Origin of the sequence: Rhodococcus sp. NPDC056743, assembly GCF_042790355.1 — a bacterium.
In the GTDB taxonomy this organism is placed as follows: Bacteria; Actinomycetota; Actinomycetes; order Mycobacteriales; family Mycobacteriaceae; genus Rhodococcus_F.
In genome coordinates, this window is record NZ_JBHTZI010000006.1 from 434,362 (window position 1) to 453,368 (window position 19,007).

The following is a 19,007-nucleotide window of genomic DNA, read 5'->3' on the forward strand; positions in this document are numbered from 1 at the left end:
CCCATTGCAGGGCATTCGCACCAAAGCCGAATGGCCCACTCCCCCAAGGGGAAGCGGGCCATTCGGTAGTACTCGATCAGCTCGAGATTTCGATCAGGCTTACTTGGCCTTTTCGAGGACCTCGACCAGACGCCAGTGCTTCGTCGCGGACAGCGGACGGGTTTCCATCAGCTGAACGCGGTCGCCGACGCCGGCAACGCCGTTCTCGTCATGCGCCTTCACCTTGGTCGTACGGCGGATGATCTTGCCGTAGAGCTTGTGCTTGACGCGGTCTTCGAGCTCGACCACGATCGTCTTTTCCATCTTGTCGGAAACTACGTATCCGACACGGACCTTACGGCTCGCGCGCTCTTCTGTGCTCACTGCTTTTTCCTCACTCATGCCGCGTCACCTGCATCCGGACCCACAGCGAGTCCGAGCTCACGCTCACGCAGGACGGTGTAGATGCGCGCGATCTCGTGACGAACGGTGCGCAGTCGTCGGTTGTTGTCCATCTGGCCTGTGGCCATCTGGAAACGAAGGTTGAAAAGTTCTTCCTTCGCTTCGCGGAGCCGGGTGACCAGCTCGTCTTCACTGAGCTCGCGGAGCTCTGCTGCTGGGGTTCCAGTAGCCATCAGAACTGCTCCTCTCTGGTCACGATCCGGCACTTGCACGGGAGCTTGTGCATCGCGCGGCGCAGTGCCTCACGAGCGATCTCCTCGTTGGGGTAGGACATTTCGAACAGAACACGTCCGGGCTTGACGTTGGCAATCCACCACTCGGGCGAACCCTTACCGGAACCCATTCGGGTTTCGGCCGGCTTCTTCGTGAGGGGGCGATCCGGGAAGATGTTGATCCAGATCTTGCCGCCACGCTTGATGTGCCGAGTCATGGCGATACGAGCGGACTCGATCTGCCGGTTGGTGATGTAGGCAGGCTCGAGAGCCTGGATGCCGTAGTCACCGAATGTCACCTGGGTACCGCCCTTGGCGGCACCCGAACGGCTCGGGTGGTGCTGCTTGCGGTGCTTGACCCGCCTAGGGATCAACATGCGTCAGCCCTCCTGATTCTGATCAGTAGCGGGAGCATCGGCGGTTGCGGTCGCTGCGCGGCCGGCCTCGGTGCTAGTCGCGGTGGTGCCGGTTGCGCCGGAACGACGGGGACGGCTCGGACGCTCGCGGCGCGGGCGATCCCCGGCCGGAGCGGCGGCGCTGGCTGCGAGCTCACGCTTGCCACCAACGATGTCGCCCTTGTAGATCCAGACCTTGACGCCGATGCGACCGAAGGTGGTCTTGGCCTCGTAGAGGCCGTAGTCGATGTCCGCACGAAGCGTGTGCAGCGGCACACGGCCTTCGCGGTAGAACTCCGACCGGGACATCTCGGCGCCGCCGAGACGACCGGAGCACTGAACGCGAATTCCCTTGACGTTCGGCTGACGCATGGCCGACTGAATGGCCTTACGCATTGCGCGACGGAAAGCAACGCGGTTCGAGAGCTGCTCGGCCACACCCTGTGCGACGAGCTGTGCTTCAGCTTCTGCGTTCTTGACCTCGAGGATGTTCAGCTGAACCTGCTTGCCGGTCAGCTTCTCGAGCTCGGAACGGATGCGATCGGCTTCGGCGCCGCGGCGGCCGATGACGATGCCCGGACGCGCCGTGTGGATGTCCACGCGAACACGGTCACGGGTGCGCTCGATCTCGACCTTCGCGATTCCCGCGCGCTCCATGCCGGTGGCGAGGAGCTTACGGATCGCGACGTCTTCCTTGACGTACTCCGCGTACTGCTTGTCTGCGTACCAGCGAGACTTCCAGTCGGTGGTGATGCCGAGACGGAAGCCGTGCGGGTTGATTTTCTGGCCCACTACTGAGCACTTCCCTTCCGGCGATTACGGGTCGATGTTCCGGACTTCGGCAGGCTCTCCACGATCACGGTGATGTGACTGGTGCGCTTGCGAATACGGAACGCACGTCCCTGTGCACGCGGCTGGAACCGCTTGAGGGTCGCGCCCTCGTCCACGAACGCCGTCGCGACGACAAGCGTGCTCGGGTCGAGGTCGAGGTTGTTCTCGGCGTTGGCTGCTGCGGAGGCGATCACCTTGGCGACCGGCTCGCTCGCTGCCTGCGGCGCGAACTTCAGAATGTTCAGGGCGTCTTCAACCGAGCGCCCGCGGACCAGGTCCACAACACGACGTGCCTTCATCGGCGTAACGCGCACGTGGCGCGCTACTGCCTTGGCAGTCGGGTTGGCGGTTTCGGTGTTGCTCATCGCCTCTTCGCCTTCCGATCATCCTTGATGTGACCCTTGAACGTACGGGTCGGTGCAAACTCTCCGAGCTTGTGTCCGACCATGGAGTCGGAAACGAACACGGGGACATGCTTACGGCCGTCGTGAACCGCAAACGTGTGGCCGATGAAGTCCGGGATGATGGTCGAACGACGGGACCAGGTCTTGATGACCTGCTTGGTTCCCTTTTCGTTCTGTACATCCACCTTCGCGAGGAGGTGGTCATCGACGAACGGGCCCTTCTTAAGGCTGCGTGGCATCCTTCACTCCCTCCTAGCGCTTGTTCTTGCCGGTACGGCGGCGACGAACGATCATCTTGTCGCTTGCCTTGTTCTTGCGGGTACGGCCTTCCGGCTTACCCCACGGGCTGACCGGGTGGCGACCACCGGAGGTCTTGCCCTCGCCGCCACCATGCGGGTGGTCGACCGGGTTCATCACGACACCACGAACGGTCGGGCGCTTGCCCTTCCAACGCATACGGCCGGCCTTGCCCCAGTTGATGTTCGACTGCTCGGCGTTGCCGACCTCGCCGATGGATGCGCGGCAGCGCACGTCGACGCGACGGATTTCACCGGACGGCATACGCAGCGTGGCGTAGGTGCCTTCCTTACCGAGGAGCTGGATGCTGGCACCTGCGGAACGGGCCATCTTGGCTCCGCCGCCGGGACGCAGTTCCACACCGTGGATGGTGGTACCAGTCGGGATGTTGCGCAGCGGCAGGTTGTTGCCCGGCTTGATGTCGGCGCCTGCACCGGACTCGATCGGTGAACCCTGCACCAGGCCCTTGGGGGCGATGATGTAGCGCTTCTCACCGTCTGCGTAATGCAGGAGTGCGATGTTTGCTGTGCGGTTGGGGTCGTACTCGATGTGAGCGACCTTGGCCGGGATTCCGTCCTTGTCGTTGCGACGGAAATCGATCAGGCGGTAGGCGCGCTTGTGTCCGCCGCCCTTGTGACGGGTGGTGATACGACCGTGTGCGTTACGGCCACCACGGCCGTGCAGCGGGCGAACCAGCGACTTCTCGGGGGTCGACCGAGTGATCTCGGCGAAGTCCGAGACGCTCGAGCCACGACGGCCCGGTGTTGTCGGCTTGTACTTACGGATTGCCATGAGTCTTCTCGTCCTCTATGTCTCGTCAAGTCCCGGCGCTTACGCGACCGGTCCTCCGAAGATCTCGATGGGCTTGCTGTCGGCGGCGAGAGTCACGAGAGCGCGCTTGGTGTTCTTGCGCTTTCCGTAACCGAACTTCGTCCGCTTACGCTTGCCCTGACGGTTGGCGGTGTTGACGCTGGTCACAGTGACACCGAAGACCTTCTCGACGGCAATCTTGATCTGCGTCTTGTTCGAGTCCGGGTGCACCAGGAAGGTGTAGGTGCCTTCCTCGATCAGTCCGTAGGACTTCTCGGAGATGACCGGTGCCAGCAGGATGTCGCGGGGGTCAGCGATGGTCGTCACTTGGCCTCCTCCTTGTTCTCTTCCTGGGCGGTCTCGGCGGGCCCGTGGATGAACGCGTTGAGCGCCTCGACGCTGAACACGACGTCATCCGCATTGAGCACGTCGTAGGTGTTGAGCTGGTCGGGTGCAATGGGATGCACGCCTTCCAGGTTCTGCACGCTCTTCCAAGCGGCTACGTCCTGGCGACCCACGACGAGCAGCAGCTTCTTGCGATCCGAGATCTCGCCGAGGAACGCGATTGCGTTCTTGGTCGAAGGCGTCTGCCCTGCAACCAGTTCGGTGATGACGTGGATGCGCTCGTTGCGTGCGCGGTCAGAGAGGGCTCCGCGGAGAGCGGCTGCCTTCATCTTCTTGGGGGTGCGCTGGCTGTAGTCACGCGGCTGCGGGCCGTGAACGGTTCCGCCACCGACGAACTGGGGTGCGCGAGTCGAGCCCTGGCGTGCGCGGCCGGTGCCCTTCTGGCGGTACGGCTTCTTGCCACCGCCGCGGACGTCGCCGCGGGTCTTGGTGGAGTGGGTTCCCTGACGAGCAGCGGCGAGCTGCGCGACGACAACCTGATGCAGAAGCGCGATGTTGGCCGGAGCGTCGAAGATCTCAGCGGGGAGATCGACGGTGCCGTTGGTCTTGCCGCCGGCGACCTTGACGTCCAGGGTCAACTTGGTCTCGGTGCTGGTCATGCTCGTGCACCACCCTTCACTGCACTCTTGACGATCACGAGGCCGCCCTTGCGGCCGGGGATCGCACCCTTGATCAGCAGCAGGCCGTTCTCGGCGTCCACCTTGTGGACCGAGAGGTTCTGCGTCGTGATGCGGTCGCTACCCATGCGTCCGGACATGCGCATGCCCTTGAACACGCGGCCGGGAGTTGCACAGCCGCCGATGGAGCCCGGGCGACGGTGAACGGCCTGGGTACCGTGCGATGCACCCTGTCCCTTGAAGCCGTGACGCTTCATGGTTCCGGCGAATCCCTTACCCTTGCTGGTTCCGGTGACGTCGACGAATGCGCCGTCCTCGAAGACCTCAGCGGTGAGTTCCTGGCCGACCTCGTAGTCGGAGGCATCCGCAACGCGGAACTCGACGACGTGGCGACGCGGGGTCACACCAGCCTTGGCGAACTGGCCGGAGACCGGCTTGTTCACCTTGCGCGGGTCGATTGCGCCGAACGCGAGCTGAACAGCCGTGTAGCCGTCACGCTCTTCGGTACGAATCTGGGTTACGACGTTGGGCCCAGCCTTGACGACGGTGACCGGGACAACCCGGTTGTTCTCGTCGAAGACCTGGGTCATGCCGAGCTTGGTGCCCAGGATTCCCTTGATCTTGGTATCAGTCATTGTTTTTGTCTCCGCCGTCACTGAATGTTCACGTCGACACTGGCCGGAAGGTCGATGCGCATGAGCGCGTCAACCGTCTTCGGCGTCGGGTCGAGAATGTCGATCAGCCGCTTGTGAGTACGCATCTCGAAGTGCTCGCGCGAGTCCTTGTACTTGTGCGGCGAGCGGATGACGCAATATACGTTCTTCTCGGTCGGCAACGGCACAGGTCCAACGACGCGGGCACCCGTACGGGTTACCGTCTCGACGATCTTGCGCGCTGACGCGTCGATCGCCTCGTGGTCGTAGGCCTTGAGCCTGATGCGGATCTTTTGTCCCGCCACGCTTAGTGTCCTTTTCTTGCCGCGTTTCGTAGCCCGCCTGGTCAGGCTCGAGCTACCTCGTCTGCACAGTCCTTGCCTGGACGATGACACGACGAACACTTAAGCGATCGGGACGTATCCAGATCCGCTGCCGCTGTTCGTTTGTCATTGTTCTCCGGTACACGCGGTCGGGCGTGTCGCTCTCTCACTCATCCTGCGCCGATGATCTTTCGACCATCTGGCGCGTGATGCGTACCGGACGTGTTCGAAGTCGAACACAAAGTAGGTACTGCTTCCGTCTTGCTTTACATCTCGTCTTACTTGGCCACGATCATTGCCGGGTTACCCCAACTTACTGTTCGTGACGTCTTCACCCTTGACTGCTCTTGGCCGCAAACGACCCAGTCCCAGACAAGGCAACCCGACTAGTATGCCGTAGGCGCCCGAATTACTCAACTCCGGGCTCTCACGTTCTGATCGTGATGTGGGCGACAACGATCTTACTCCCAAGTAAGGTTGGATCATGACTTCGAGCACGAGTACAACGACTCCCACCTATCGCGCCTGGCAGAAGCTTCCGGACAACACCTTCGGGCAGGCCGTCTTCTCATTGGCCATGTCGATTCGCGTTCCCTACTTCGCGTCCGTTCTCCCCCGCGTCACAACTTTGGAACCGGGTCAGTGCGAGGTGCGCGCCCCGAAGTGGTGGGGAGTGCACAACCATCTCGGCACGTTCCACGCGATTGCGGCATGCAACCTGGCCGAGGTCGCAATGGGCATGCTGTGTGAAGCCACCGTCCCCAGCACCCACCGATGGATTCCGAAATCGATGAACGTGGAGTACGTGGCCAAGGCAGAAACCGGACTCCGCGCCGTGGCCACACTCTCGCCCGTGCCCGATTTCGACGCCATCTCCACCGGCTCCGAATTGGTCGTGCCGATCACGATCGTCGACCGCGCCGGCAAGGAAGTGGTCCGCGCCGAGATCACCACCTGGGTGACAAAAAAGTAACAACTGGACCTAATACCTGTGGGTAACAGGATGATTCACGAACGTCGACATCATCCATCACATCCAGAAGCTGCCTTGCACGGCAAAGGATATCCGGGTTTCGAGTCGCAGAATTGGTGGAACACCTTCCCGAACGGCGATGATCGGTCGGGGTACCGGTAGCCGGCGCCTTCTGAAGGCGTCGGCGACGGGTGGGCGTCGCCTCCGAGAGCGCAGCAGCAGGAGGCACCGTGGCAGACTTCCAGCACTCGACCGGCACCGACGCGCACAGGGAGATCGCGCATACGGACACCCACGATCGCAGCCCCGGTGACGATCTCGAGAGGTTCAGACGCCAACTCGACGCCATCGACGCCACCCTGCTCGAGACCGTGCGTGAGCGACTCCTGTTGTGCCTGCAAATCGGCGAGTGGAAGCGGTCGAGTCATGTTCCGATGATGCAGCCGTCTCGTGTGCACGTCGTCCAGGAGCGGGCGCGCCAATTTGCTCGCCAGCACAACCTGTCACCTGAGTTCTTCAGCTCGCTCTACGAGCTGCTGATCGCGGAAACATGCCGGCTCGAGGACCTGGTGATCGACGGGCCCGACGCGAACATGGAAAATGTGCGGGAATCAGTCGGCTGGAGATCAGGATTAACGAGATGAGTTCCCGCACGCTCCTCGTGGACAATTACGACTCGTTCACGTACAACCTTTTCACCCTGTTGACCAAGGTCAACGGCATCGTGCCCACCGTCGTAACCAACGACGCCGAGTGGGAATCCCTCGATCTTGCCGAGTTCGACAATGTCGTGATCTCGCCTGGGCCGGGACGGCCGGATCGGGAACGCGATTTCGGGATCAGTCGCAGGTTCATCGAGGAAGGACCACTCCCCTTACTCGGTGTATGCCTCGGGCACCAAGGTTTGTGTCAACTGTTCGGCGCAGATGTCGTACTGGCGCCGGAGCCGATGCACGGCCGTATTTCCCTTGTCGATCATGACGGGTCCGGAGTCTTCGCCGGCCTGCCCTCCCCGTTCCGTGCGGTCCGCTACCACTCGCTGACCGTCGAGAATCTTCCCGACACGTTTGTGCGCACCGCCTGGACGTCGGACGGTGTGATCATGGGAGTCCGGCATCGGACGAAGCCGATGTGGGGCGTTCAATTCCATCCCGAATCGATCAGCACCGAATTCGGGGTGGAACTGCTGACGAACTTCCGCGATCTGTCGGTCGGCCGAACTCTCGAGTCCGTGATGCGCCGCGATCCGACGCCACAGGCGCCGATCTTGCGACCGGCGTCGTCGTACCAGGTCGACAAGGTTCGACTCGATTTTGCCGTGGATCCATCCGCCGCGTACGCCGCGCTGTTTGCGGAAGGACCCAACGCGTACTGGCTCGATCGGGCCGCCACGTCGGAACCGGACGCGCGGTTCTCGATCATGGGTGATTCTTCCGGCCCGTCGGCAGAGTTCATCACGTACGACGTCGACGCCGGAACTCTCACGGTGACCCGAGATGGCTTGCCTGACGAGCACATCCACGTCCCGTTCTTCGACTATCTCGAGGGACAACTCGCGACGCGGTACATTCCCCCGGATCCGGAACTGGATTTCAATCTCGGATATGTCGGCTACCTCGGATATGAATTGAAGGCGCAAACCGGTGGCCACCGCGCGCACTCGTCCGACGCACCCGACGCGGCAATGGTTTTCGCGGATCGTGCGATTGTCATCGATCACACTGCCGGCCGAACCCATGTCTTGCGACTACGTGAAACCCAAGTGCGCGACACACAGCAGGCAAACGATCCTGACGATTGGCTCGCGCATGCCGTCAACGTTCTTGCCGCCGTCGGCGCTGCTGACGAGGAGCGAATCCCGGTTCCGCTGATCAGCGAAACCGTATGGGCACAAGCACGTTTGCGTCACGATCGCGCCCGGTACCTGTCGTTGATCGAGGACGCACTCGAACAGATCCACGTCGGCGAATCGTACGAGGTGTGCCTGACCAATATGGCCGCTGTCGACGGGGCAATCGACTCCCTGCGCACGTTCGAGTACCTGCGCGCAATCAACCCCACTCCCTACAGCGCTCTGCTCGACTTCACCGGAATTGCCGTCATCTCAGCCTCGCCGGAACGATTCCTACGGGTCGATTCCGACGGCAAGGTGGAGAGCAAACCGATCAAGGGCACTCGCCCCCGTGGCGTCACTCGGGCGCGGGACGCGGCACTGCGGCAAGACCTCCTCGACAGCGAGAAGGACCGCGCGGAAAATCTGATGATCGTCGATCTCACCCGAAACGACCTGGCGAAGGTCTGCGTCCCGGGAAGTGTCCACGTGCCACGTTTGTTCGGGATCGAATCGTATTCGTCCGTTCACCAGATGGTCTCGACAGTGCGCGGAAAACTGCGCGGCGATTCGTCAGCGGTCGACTGCGTTCGAGCGGCGTTCCCCGGCGGATCGATGACAGGTGCACCGAAAGTCCGCACGATGGAAATTATCGACCGACTCGAATCAGGCCCTCGTGGAGTGTATTCCGGTTCGATCGGATACTTTGCACTCGGTGGCGCTGCCGATCTGTCGATTGTTATCCGCTCGCTTGTCTCGACGTCGTCCGGAGTGAGCTTCGGGATCGGCGGCGCCATCACCGCATTGTCGGACGCGGAGGAGGAATTCGACGAGACAACGGTCAAGGCGTCGACGATGCTCCGTGCCCTCGACGTAGCGCCGAGCCACCGGAACGGACCGGGAAGGTAACCTACGATGCCGGCGCGGGGTGAGGTGATCGTGGTGGGTGGCGCCGGCGCAGTGGGATCCATGTTCGCCGGCCTCCTGCGCGACGACGGCAGATCCGTGACGGTTCTGGACCGCACGCGCGGCAGCGATCTCATCGGCGACGTCTCCTGCCCCGACGGGCCGATACTCGACGCACTCGCCCAGGCTGAACTGATAGTCCTGGCCGTCGCCGAGCAGACCGCACTCGCAGCATTGCCGACACTGACGCGTGCCGCCCGCGCTGACACGCTGATCGTCGACACCTTGTCGGTCAAGTCCCGCATAGCCGTTGCCGTCGAGGAATCCGGCCGCACGGGTGAATTCCTCGGACTCAACCCGATGTTCCGGCCTTCCCTCGGCCCACGTGGTCGTGCGGTTATTGCGGTTCCTTACGTCGACGGCCCGCTGTGCCGCGAATTCCTCGACGAGGTCCGATCATGGGGTGCGTCGACGCCCGTCATGGATTCGGACTGCCACGACCGTCTGGCCGCTGCCACCCAGGCCCTGACTCATGCTGCGGTGTTGGCGTTCGGTCTCGCGTTGGCGGAACTCGATGTGGCACCGGATCTGATCGCCGACGTCGGCCCGCCGCCGCATCGAACACTCTCGGCGTTGCTCGCCCGAATCGTGGCGGGCGAGCCCGAGGTGTACTGGGATGTTCAGTCGGGCAATCCCTATGCCGCGGCTGCCCGCAAAGCGTTGACTTCTGCCGCTGCTTCGGTGGAGGCGGCAACAGGAAATTTCGACGACTTTTCGAATCTCGTGGCGTCGGCGGGCGGCGCTCTGGGTAATCGGTCGGAGGACCTTGACGAATTGTGCAGAACACTCTTCGAGGCCATCAGCTCGCGAGAAGCCAACGCCCCGGATTAGGAGGGATCAATGCGCAATCGAGTGGCACCGCCCGCGCTTCCCGGCTTCGACGCCGAGGATCCCGTCGAGAGCGCCATCGTGCGCCGACTTGCCGAGAATTGGCCGCGCCGCGCCGCCGTCAAGCGGCCCGAACCCGACTTGGACGATCTCTTCGACGAGACAAAACTCGACTATCCGGACTCGTTGCTGCCGTTCGCCGCGCACCCCGTGTACGTGGCATTGACGCCGGAGCAACAAGGACGACTCCGCGCGTGGGCCTGGATTGCGTTCAACAAGAACGTCATGGATATCGAGCGGTCCGTGGTGAATCCGGGGTTCGAACTTCTGGCTGTGGACGCGTTCGATGTGGGATTCGGTGATTCAGTTGCGGTCGCGGTCAATCAGGCCATGGTCGACGAGCAGTACCACACGCTGATGCATCTCAACGCAAGTTCGTCGACCCGCCGCGGACGCAAGTGGTCGCTGCCGACGAAGTCTCTCCCGGACGTTCTGACGGTGCGTGCTCGCGCCCGAACACTGTCGCGGTGCCCGGACGAGCGTTCGCGGGCAGTGGTCGCACTTGCATACATGACCGTCGCCGAGATCTCGATCAGCTCGTACCTCGACGTGATCATCGAGGGCGAGGACATTCAGCCGGTCAATCGTGCGACAGTCAGGCTTCACAATCGCGACGAGCTCTGTCACGCGTCCATCGCGGACGCTCTGGCTGTGTCCGTGTTCGAGAATCTCGATTCGGATGCGCGTCGACGGTTCGTCGACGGAGCGGCCGATGCGATGGCAGCATTTGCCGGCAACGATTTCGGCGCGTGGCGGGCGATCTTGGATGCCGAGCGCATTGTCGGCGGTGACCGGATGATCGACGAGGTCGAGCACTCCCCCGAATCCGGCCTACTCGTGCAGGACTTCAGTGGGATCAAAAAGTTGTACGACGCGCTTGGTGTCGATCGCCCCTTGCCGGGAGGATCAGCTTCCTGAGGCCTCGACCGGCATCTGGCGGGCGGCGGGCCTGAAGAACAGTCGCTTCACCGACATCGTGTCGGTGCTCTTGTCGTACATGCGATATGCGGGCCACAGCACAGCGTGAAGTATCGAACTGCGGAAAATCATGAAACGCAGTCGACGGTTCATCGCACCATGTTGTTTCAGTGTTGCGATCGACGCTTTGTTGTAGGAAAGAAATTCGATCGGACCGGTTTCTCCGCGGCGTCCGGACACTTCTGCTCGCATCGCAAGGTTCTGAACGATCTTCATTCCGTGTCCGAGAAGGCAATACGACAGATCGACGTCTTCGTGGAAATCCTTACGGTCACTGACGAAGCTCTGCACGGCCAGCCACGCAGATTTCCGGATCGCCATATTCGACCCGGTCAGGGAAGGTGCGTCTTTCAATCCGCTGAGATTTCCGAGACTGTCTTGCTTTGCAACTGCGTTGCGTTGCGCGGTTGCAAACGGTGATTCGTAAAACAGCGAGAACCCGGTGACCGCATCGAATTCCGTATCCGTGAAAAGATCATGTATTGCGCGAGCCCAGCCGGACGATACTCGCGTATCGGCGTCTACTCTGCCGATCAATTCTCCTTGCACAGAGTTGAATCCCAGGTTTCTGGCAAAAACAACACCTTGCCGAGTTTCCACCAAATAACGAATCTTCGACGACCGTCGTTCGAATTCTTCGATTATCGCAACGGTTCCGTCGGTCGAGTTATTGTCTACGACCACTATCTCGAAAATATCGTCACCTTGCAGCAACAAGGATTCCAGGCAGTCCGAAAGATATTCGTTTTCGTTGTAAACAGGAACAACAACCGACAACTGGGCACCCATGGACGGCACGCTATCACCAAGCGTGAGTGTCGATCGATGCAGTTAGGCATCGGACACGGAGTGCGGAGTGTGCGATGCCACACAAGTTCGCCTCGGCCCAACTGCATGCTTACTCGTCCAGTCAGGCAAAAGCGCCGAATCACCCCCGCTGAGGCCAAAGTTGCACGTGTCACCTCCGGTAACATGCTCAGTGCGTTCGGAGATAGACAACCAAGGTTCCCGCAATCCGTGTGGGTTATCCGAGGCTGCGCCCTCCGGCCTCACTACTAGCCGGATCGGCACAACCAGGCCACCTAAGGTAGCCCCACCTTGTTCACGTAGACAGCGGAGAATTGATGCCCTTTCCCACGGACGCGGCCGTAGTCGTGGAGGACGTTCACAAGTCCTTCAAAGATGTCCACGCCCTGCGCGGCATCAACTTCCAGGCCCCCAAAGGATCGGTCCTCGGCATTCTCGGACCCAACGGTGCAGGCAAGACCACCACCGTCAAGGTGCTCTCGACGCTCATTCGTCCCGACAGCGGACGCGCGATGATCGCCGGATACGACGCGGTGCGCAATGCCCCGGAAGTTCGTCGTTCGATCATGATGACGGGGCAGTTCGCAGCACTCGACAATGCGCTGACCGGCCGCGAGAACATCGAACTGTTTGCACAGTTGATGGGCTTGGACCGGGCGTCGGCAAAACAGCGGGCCGCTGATCTGCTGGAAGAGTTCGACTTGGTCGAAGCCGGCGCTCGGACGGTGGCCAACTATTCGGGCGGTATGCGTCGTCGCATCGACATTGCGTGTGGGCTTGTCGTTCGCCCCGAGGTCGTGTTCCTGGACGAACCGACCACCGGATTGGACCCGCGCAGCCGTCAGAGCGTGTGGAATCTTGTTCAAACACTGAAGGAACAAGGCATCACGGTTCTGCTGACCACGCAGTACCTCGAAGAAGCCGACCTTCTGAGCGACAACATCATCGTGATCGACAAGGGCTCGGTCATCGCCGAAGGAACCGCAGATCAGCTCAAGGCCCGAACCGGAGCGAGCTTCTGCGAGATCGTTCCCCTGTCGGCCGAGTTGCTCGGCCCCGCAGCCAACGCGTTGGGCAACCTACTTCCACCGGACTTCCGTTTCGATCTAGCCAAGGACAACGGAAAAATCGCGATCCCGGCTCCGCGCGGTTCCGCAACCCTTGCCGAGGCCTTGCGCCGCCTCGATCACGCAAGAATTCCGCTTGCCGACATCGCGTTGCGCCGCCCGTCGCTCGACGATGTTTTCCTCTCGCTGACCGGACGCCCCCAGGCCGCAGAACCCGGTAAGGCCGGTGAGCCTGCATGACCACGACTACCAAGTACCAAACCCCGAACCTGACGCTGCAGAAGACCGGTCGCCGCGAAATCTCGGTTCCGGCAGCCACGAGAGTAGGACGTCACCGTCGTCCGAATCCGTCGGCACTCATGCAGTGGTGGGTTCTCACGGGTCGCACGTTGCGGGCGATGGTTCGACGCTACGAACTGGTCATCGCCGTCATCGCACCGTTGATCTTCACAGTGGGCTTCTACTTGCCGTTGAAGTTCGTGATGCAGCTCCAAGGCATCGACTACGCACAGTTCCTGATGCCGATCATCGTGCTGCAGGCCATGGCCTTCACGTCGATCTCGGCCGCTCAGATGTCGGCAAAGGAGAAGATCACCGGATTCAGCTCGCGTATGCAGACCATGCCGGTGTACGGGCCTGTGCCCTTGCTGTCCCGGATGAGCAGCGGATTCGTCCGTTCGGTGGTGTCGTTGACGGCCGCACTCGTCTACGGACACGCGATCGGTTTTCGATTCACCGAGGGTCTGGGTCAGGCAGCGCTCTTCTGCGGCTTGGCCTTGGTATTCAGTACGTGTTTGTCGCTCGGCGCCGACGCGATCGGCTCGCTCTCGAAGAGTCCGCAGGCAACCAGCCAGGCACTGACACTTCCCCAGCTGATCCTGGGCATGCTCTCGTGTGGGTTTGCTCCCGAGACCGGTTTTCCCGAGTGGATCCGCCCCTTCGTGCGTAACCAACCCGTCTCACAGTTTTCCTTCGCGATGCGCGACCTCGCGCACGGTGGCGTCACCTGGAACACGATGTTCCCGGTTGTCATGTGGTCGTTGGGACTGCTGGTCGTCTGCGCTCCCCTTGCCTACTGGGCAAGCACAAGGCGGGCGTGATGACCAGTATCGACAGAAGCGAACTCGACCACAGCGAGCCACGACGCGGGCGCACGCTCAACTTCCCCGAACCCAATGCCGCGTTTCCGGAAAACTCCGCGAAAGCTCTGTGGACTCACAGCCTGATTCAGGCTCGGCGTCTACTCGTCAGTTGGGCGCGTGATCCGTCCACTGCGATCCAAGCGTTGCTGTACCCGGCCTTGACGCTCATCATGTTCCGAGTTGTCCTCGGGAACTCGATCAGCGCCGCGACCGGTCAGCCGAGTATCTACGGAACTGTTCCGCTGATCATTCTGGTCGGTGCGATGTTCGGTTCCATTGCGAGTGCTGTCGGGCTGCGGACGGAGAAGACCAGCGGACTGCTCAGCCGTTTCTGGACGCTTCCGGCCCACCGCGCGTCCGGGTTGGTCGGGCGAATGATCGCCGAGGCCATCCGTGTCCTCGTGACGACGATCGTGATCATCGGCGTCGGATTCATCGCCGGTTTCCGATTCAATCAAGGGCCGGTTGCCGCGATCGGAATGCTTCTTCTACCCATCGTGTTCGGAATCGGATTTGCCGTGATGGTGACGGCTCTCGCTACGGTGTCCGACAATCTTCCACTCGTCGAAATCGTTTCCATCGGATGCACGCTACTGATGTTCTTCAACAGTGGTTTTGTCCCCACGATGGCATATCCGGTCTGGTTGCAACCGGTGATCGCGGCACAACCGATGTCGGTAGCGGTCGAAGCGATGCGAGGAATGTCCCTTGGTGGGCCCGTTCTCGAACCCGTCCTCAAGACATTTGCGTGGTCCTTCGGAATGATCGCAATATTCATATATCCGGCAATTCAGGGATACCGTCGGGCTGCATCGGATTAACGCCTGAACCAATTTTCGATCTACCGTGTCGGCAGCGTCGCGTAACGTATCCGACGGTCGGGTCGACATATCCAATCGGGAAGCAAGGACTGTCGCTTTTTCCGAGAACCGTTTCAACCGAGAGGTAAGAAGTCTTGACGCGAAACACGAAACCAGCCTGGCGTCGCGCCACACAAGCCGGAGTTCTGGCGATCGCCTGCTCATTGTTCACCGCCGGTATTGCGCAAGCCGCACCCGACAATTCGGGCAATTCTGCATCCGACGTGGCCGCGAGCGGTTCGTACGTCAAGTCCGTGCAGAAGATCAATGATCGGCAACTCGTCGTCAATGTTTATGCTGCGTCGATGGACAAGGTGGTGCCCATTCAGGTCATCACGCCGGCCGACAACTCCGAACCGCGGCCCATTCTGTACCTCTTGAACGGTGCCGGCGGTGGCGAAGATTCCGCGACCTGGCAGCGTCAGACGGACGTCGTCGACTTCTTCAGCGACAAGAACGTCAATGTCGCGACCCCCGTGGGCGGACGCCTCTCCTACTACACGGATTGGGAGCAGGACGACCCGAAGGCCGGACGCAACAAGTGGTCGACCTTCCTCGGTGAGGAACTGCCGCCACTCCTGAACAAAGAACTGGGCAGCAACGGCGAACAGGCACTGTCCGCGATCTCGATGTCCGGTACGTCAGTTCTGAACCTGGCTATCGAGCACCCCGGTCTGTACAACTCTGTTGCCGCGTACAGTGGCTGCGCTCAGACCAGTGACCCGCTCGGCCAGCAGTTCGTCAGAATCACCACCGAATGGATCGGTGGAGTCGACGACGTCACCAACATGTGGGGCCCGCTCGACGGTCAGGGCTGGCGCGATCACGATCCGCTGGTCAACGCCGAAAAGCTCCGCGGAACCCCGATCTACATGAGCACCGGCAACGGTCTTCCCGGCTTCCCGAACGACACGAGCCTCAACCCTCGCATGAATGACGGACGCGCAAATCTGGAGAACCAGATCATCGTCGGCGGTGTCATCGAAGCTGCAACCAACCTGTGCACCTCCAACATGGCCAAGCGTCTGTACGAGTTGAACATTCCGGCTGTGGTGGACTTCCGCCCGACGGGCACCCACTCGTGGGGTTACTGGCAGGACGATCTCCACAAGTCGTGGCCGTTCATCGCCGATTCGTTGAACATCTGAGGCACAACCGCTTTACAGCTGGATAGGCCGCTATCCCTCGGACTCTGAGTTCGAGGGATAGCGGCCCTTTCATTTGTCGACCAGCCGGCTCAACAAACCAGAAAGCAGCACTCGTGACCGCACGCATCTCCCGACGAGGTTTCCTCGGTACCGCAACAACACTCGGTATCGCCGGTGCGGCAGTCGGTATTTCTGCCCAACCCGCAGCTGCACGACCTGCGGCCGCAACACCGGTTCGGGCCCACTCCCAGCGATCCCAGTTGCCGCTGCCGAACGCGATCGATGCGACCGACCCGGCACTGCTCAGCGCTACCGAAGCCGCCAGTCTGCTCCAGGATGGCAGCCTGCATCCACGCGAACTGCTCGACGCATGTCTGACACGCAGTCACGAGTACGACGGCGGGATCGGTTCATGGATCCGGATCTATCCGGAGGTCGCGTACGATGCTGCCGAGAAAGCGGCGCAACGACTCTCGAGTGCAGGGCGTGCAAGTGCGGGTGAAACGCCACCACTCGTCTGCGGACTCCCGATCGCATTGAAGGACATGTTCGCGGTATCGGGGTTGCCGGTCACCGCGTCGAGTCGTGTCCTCGAAGGGAACATCGCTGCGGGAGACTCGACCGTCTGGCGCCGCCTGAGTGAAGCGGGCATGGTGTTGATGGGTCACGCACACTGCGACGAGTTCGCCATCGGTGTGGCGACAGCTCAAGTGGGCAACCCGTGGAACCCGGAGTACTCACCCGGTGGGTCGTCCGGTGGCAGTGCTGCAGTCCTCGCGGCCCGCTTCAGTCCTCTTGCAACTGGAACCGATACCGGCGGGTCACTCCGCCTGCCCGCAAGCGCAACTGGCATCACCTCTGTCAAACCGACTTTCGGGCGTTGCAGCACGTACGGAACGATCCCCCTCAATTGGACCCGCGACCATACCGGTCCGATGGCCCGGAGTGCTGCCGATGCGTCTTTGCTGCTCAGCTACATGGCCGGCGTCGACGTCAACGATCCCACCACGTCGGTCGGCCCGCCGGTTCCGGACGACGGTTATCCCTTGGCTGCTCAGGGCGGAAAGTCACCGCTCGCCGGCCGCCGATTCGGTATCCCACGTAAAGGCGTCGACAAGTTGCCGGGATCCTTGGGGACACTGTTCTCCGAGTTCACAGACACTGTCGTCGCACTCGGAGGCACGCTGGTCGATGTGACGATGCCGACCTACCCGACGGGACTACTGACCGGCGACATGGCCGAAGCCGGCAATTACCACCAACAGTTCTCCGACCGCATCGGGCTGTACAAACCGGAGCGGGCACTCTTCGTCGGGCAGGCACTTGCGTCGATGGCTGTTCCGGTCGCCGACTACATGACGTTGGCTCACAACAGGCTTCGCTACCAACACGAATACAACCACATGCTCTCCGAACACAATCTCGATGCCATTCTCGTACCCGGCGCCAGCGTAGATGGCAGTAAGCGCTCTGAGGTCGCGGGCATCGCACTGTTCGACGGTGTCACTGCCGATGTCGCGTGGGCCAACTACACCGGCGCTCCGGTTGTCACGACGCCCGCCGGAAGGTCGAAGGAGACCGAACTTCCCTTCGGCGTCCAACTCGGTGGCCGCATGTGGGACGAAGCCGGCCTGATCCAAATTGCGTTGGAACTCCAAGCTGCCCAACCTTTTTGGCAGGAAGCTCCACCCTTGATCCGAAATGCGAGGCAGATACCGACATCGGTGACTGCCCAGCCCGGAATTGGACCGGACCCGACAAATACGCAAAACGTCGGCTTCTCGTTCAGATTTGTGCCGACGTCCTCTTAACGCTCCGATCAATTCCTGAAGAACGCCGCTACGCGAGGACCGATCAGCGCGAGCTGATCGGTTTCCATCATCGCGTGATGCGAACTCTGCACCGTTGTCTCGGTCAATGTTCCGTTCACATGAGGCTTCCAGGCTGCGGCCAGTTCCGTTGTCGAACCGACGCCGACTGTGGCGCTGAGAAGTACAGCGTCACCGTCGAAGACGCTCGGCTTGTACTCGTCGATCATCGAGGCGGAAGAAGTCGCAAAATCGTACAGCGATCCAAGTTGGTCGTCGGTCAGGAACGACAGTGAATCGAGTGACCGACCGAGCGCAAGAATCTCGTCCCGGCCCAGTGCACCGAGATCAAGGGTATCCCCGACATCGACTCCCCAGCCTGCTGCCAATTCGGCGACATTGTCCTGCGCCTGGGTTTCTCCGACTTCGGTTGTCCCGCGCGGATCGATCATCGCGAGCTTCACTTCGAAACCCTTCGAGCGCAACAGAACTGCACACGCATGTCCGATGAAGCCACCGAGCGAATAGCCGACGATGTGGAAGGGGCCGCTCGGATTCACGCTCACCATCTCGCGAATGTAACGCTCGGCTAGAGCGTCGACCGAGGTGGGTAGCGCCCACGATTCCGCCATCACCGGCGCCTGCAGACCGTAGAGCGGTGTCTGCCCGTCGAGGTGTGGAATCAAGCCGGATGCCTTCCATGCCAGCCCGCTCATCGGGTGGATGAAGAATACCGGTACGGCCGATCCGGCTTCCCGGATCGGCAAGAGAACATCGAGTGCGTGATTCGACTCCTGCGCGCCGCCACTGCGTACGTCTTCGATTCGGGCGGAAAGAGATTCAACCGTCGATGCACCGAACAGCATACGCACCGGTACGTCGGCACCGACAGAATTACTCAGTTCAGACGCCAGCTTCATCGCGATGAGGGAGTTGCCACCCAACTCGAAGAAATCATCATCCAACCCCACCCGATCAACACCCAACACACCCACAAACGCCGACGCCACCACCAACTCCACCGAAGACACCGGAGCCCGAAACACCCGAGCCTCAAACACCGGCTCCGGCAACAACACCCGATCCAACTTCCCCGACGAATTCAACGGAAACGCATCCAACACCACCACAGCAGCCGGAACCATATACCC

General features: G+C 61.3%; 23 protein-coding genes. 10 read left to right on the forward strand and 13 right to left on the reverse strand.

Going from position 1 to position 19,007, the window contains the following annotated elements; all coding sequences use genetic code 11:
* Positions 1-99 precede the first annotated feature (99 nt).
* From rpsQ to rpsJ, 11 genes are read right to left on the reverse strand one after another with little or no spacing between them, the layout of a single operon-like run.
* The gene (rpsQ, locus tag ACFRFQ_RS16530; RefSeq protein WP_003941020.1) at positions 100-381 is read right to left on the reverse strand and encodes a 30S ribosomal protein S17; all 282 of its coding nucleotides are present in this window, start codon (positions 379-381) and stop codon (positions 100-102) included.
* On the reverse strand, positions 378-614 hold the full coding sequence (gene rpmC, locus ACFRFQ_RS16535) for a 50S ribosomal protein L29 (protein WP_033231375.1): 237 nt from the start codon (positions 612-614) through the stop codon (positions 378-380). Before rpmC ends, rpsQ begins: the two co-directional genes overlap by 4 nt.
* Positions 614-1,030: a 50S ribosomal protein L16 gene (rplP, locus tag ACFRFQ_RS16540; protein ID WP_131576554.1), complete on the reverse strand. Its 417-nt coding sequence runs from the start codon at positions 1,028-1,030 to the stop codon at positions 614-616. The genes rpmC and rplP overlap by 1 nt, the downstream gene beginning before the upstream one ends.
* Before the next feature lie 3 nt (positions 1,031-1,033).
* The gene (gene rpsC, locus ACFRFQ_RS16545; RefSeq protein ID WP_378659568.1) at positions 1,034-1,840 is read right to left on the reverse strand and encodes a 30S ribosomal protein S3; all 807 of its coding nucleotides are present in this window, start codon (positions 1,838-1,840) and stop codon (positions 1,034-1,036) included.
* Positions 1,840-2,244 carry a 50S ribosomal protein L22 gene (gene rplV / locus ACFRFQ_RS16550; protein ID WP_033231377.1) on the reverse strand — a complete coding sequence of 135 codons (405 nt, stop codon included), beginning with the start codon at positions 2,242-2,244 and terminating at the stop codon, positions 1,840-1,842. Before rplV ends, rpsC begins: the two co-directional genes overlap by 1 nt.
* Positions 2,241-2,522, reverse strand: coding sequence for a 30S ribosomal protein S19 (rpsS, locus tag ACFRFQ_RS16555; protein ID WP_003940820.1), 282 nt, complete (start codon positions 2,520-2,522; stop codon positions 2,241-2,243). Before rpsS ends, rplV begins: the two co-directional genes overlap by 4 nt.
* A gap of 13 nt (positions 2,523-2,535) precedes the next feature.
* Complete coding sequence (gene rplB, locus ACFRFQ_RS16560; protein ID WP_378659571.1) at positions 2,536-3,372, reverse strand: 50S ribosomal protein L2; 837 nt, start codon at positions 3,370-3,372, stop codon at positions 2,536-2,538.
* Positions 3,373-3,411: 39 nt separating this feature from the next.
* Complete coding sequence (gene rplW / locus ACFRFQ_RS16565) at positions 3,412-3,717, reverse strand: 50S ribosomal protein L23 (RefSeq protein WP_033231379.1); 306 nt, start codon at positions 3,715-3,717, stop codon at positions 3,412-3,414.
* Entirely contained in the window at positions 3,714-4,394 is a 681-nt protein-coding gene (gene rplD / locus ACFRFQ_RS16570) for a 50S ribosomal protein L4 (RefSeq protein ID WP_378659575.1), read from the reverse strand. Before rplD ends, rplW begins: the two co-directional genes overlap by 4 nt.
* Entirely contained in the window at positions 4,391-5,047 is a 657-nt protein-coding gene (rplC, locus tag ACFRFQ_RS16575) for a 50S ribosomal protein L3 (protein WP_033231381.1), read from the reverse strand. The genes rplD and rplC overlap by 4 nt, the downstream gene beginning before the upstream one ends.
* 17 nt (positions 5,048-5,064) lie before the next feature.
* Positions 5,065-5,370 (reverse strand): 30S ribosomal protein S10, encoded by a 306-nt coding sequence (rpsJ, locus tag ACFRFQ_RS16580; RefSeq protein ID WP_003938093.1) that lies wholly within the window; start codon positions 5,368-5,370, stop codon positions 5,065-5,067.
* A gap of 502 nt (positions 5,371-5,872) precedes the next feature.
* Here rpsJ and ACFRFQ_RS16585 point away from each other — a divergent pair.
* From ACFRFQ_RS16585 to ACFRFQ_RS16605, 5 genes are all read left to right on the forward strand, one after another.
* Complete coding sequence (locus ACFRFQ_RS16585) at positions 5,873-6,361, forward strand: hotdog fold domain-containing protein (protein ID WP_378659578.1); 489 nt, start codon at positions 5,873-5,875, stop codon at positions 6,359-6,361.
* 230 nt (positions 6,362-6,591) lie between these two features.
* Positions 6,592-7,005: a chorismate mutase family protein gene (locus ACFRFQ_RS16590; protein ID WP_378659581.1), complete on the forward strand. Its 414-nt coding sequence runs from the start codon at positions 6,592-6,594 to the stop codon at positions 7,003-7,005.
* On the forward strand, positions 7,002-9,101 hold the full coding sequence (gene pabB / locus ACFRFQ_RS16595) for an aminodeoxychorismate synthase component I (RefSeq protein WP_378659584.1): 2,100 nt from the start codon (positions 7,002-7,004) through the stop codon (positions 9,099-9,101). Before ACFRFQ_RS16590 ends, pabB begins: the two co-directional genes overlap by 4 nt.
* A gap of 6 nt (positions 9,102-9,107) precedes the next feature.
* Positions 9,108-9,989: a prephenate dehydrogenase/arogenate dehydrogenase family protein gene (locus tag ACFRFQ_RS16600; protein WP_378659587.1), complete on the forward strand. Its 882-nt coding sequence runs from the start codon at positions 9,108-9,110 to the stop codon at positions 9,987-9,989.
* A 9-nt stretch (positions 9,990-9,998) separates the two neighbouring features.
* A complete protein-coding gene (locus ACFRFQ_RS16605) occupies positions 9,999-10,964 on the forward strand; it encodes a diiron oxygenase (RefSeq protein ID WP_378659590.1) in 966 nt (321 codons plus the stop codon).
* Here ACFRFQ_RS16605 and ACFRFQ_RS16610 read toward each other — a convergent pair.
* Positions 10,953-11,813: a glycosyltransferase gene (locus ACFRFQ_RS16610; protein ID WP_378659593.1), complete on the reverse strand. Its 861-nt coding sequence runs from the start codon at positions 11,811-11,813 to the stop codon at positions 10,953-10,955. The two genes, ACFRFQ_RS16605 and ACFRFQ_RS16610, sit on opposite strands and share 12 nt — an antisense overlap.
* Before the next feature lie 335 nt (positions 11,814-12,148).
* Between ACFRFQ_RS16610 and ACFRFQ_RS16615 the strand changes: the two genes are divergently transcribed.
* The 5 genes from ACFRFQ_RS16615 (at position 12,149) to ACFRFQ_RS16635 (ending at position 17,859) form a co-directional block, all read left to right on the forward strand.
* Positions 12,149-13,138, forward strand: a complete 990-nt coding sequence (locus ACFRFQ_RS16615) for an ATP-binding cassette domain-containing protein (RefSeq protein ID WP_138869540.1) — start codon at positions 12,149-12,151, stop codon at positions 13,136-13,138.
* On the forward strand, positions 13,135-13,998 hold the full coding sequence (locus ACFRFQ_RS16620; RefSeq protein WP_378659598.1) for an ABC transporter permease: 864 nt from the start codon (positions 13,135-13,137) through the stop codon (positions 13,996-13,998). Before ACFRFQ_RS16615 ends, ACFRFQ_RS16620 begins: the two co-directional genes overlap by 4 nt.
* Positions 13,998-14,861 (forward strand): ABC transporter permease, encoded by an 864-nt coding sequence (locus tag ACFRFQ_RS16625; protein ID WP_185993272.1) that lies wholly within the window; start codon positions 13,998-14,000, stop codon positions 14,859-14,861. Before ACFRFQ_RS16620 ends, ACFRFQ_RS16625 begins: the two co-directional genes overlap by 1 nt.
* A gap of 134 nt (positions 14,862-14,995) precedes the next feature.
* On the forward strand, positions 14,996-16,048 hold the full coding sequence (locus ACFRFQ_RS16630) for an alpha/beta hydrolase (RefSeq protein ID WP_378659602.1): 1,053 nt from the start codon (positions 14,996-14,998) through the stop codon (positions 16,046-16,048).
* A 113-nt stretch (positions 16,049-16,161) separates the two neighbouring features.
* The gene (locus ACFRFQ_RS16635; protein ID WP_378659605.1) at positions 16,162-17,859 is read left to right on the forward strand and encodes an amidase; all 1,698 of its coding nucleotides are present in this window, start codon (positions 16,162-16,164) and stop codon (positions 17,857-17,859) included.
* 8 nt (positions 17,860-17,867) lie between these two features.
* Here ACFRFQ_RS16635 and ACFRFQ_RS16640 read toward each other — a convergent pair.
* Positions 17,868-19,007, reverse strand: a 1,140-nt coding sequence (locus ACFRFQ_RS16640; RefSeq protein ID WP_378659608.1) for a thioesterase domain-containing protein, incomplete at its 5' end; no start/stop codon positions are given.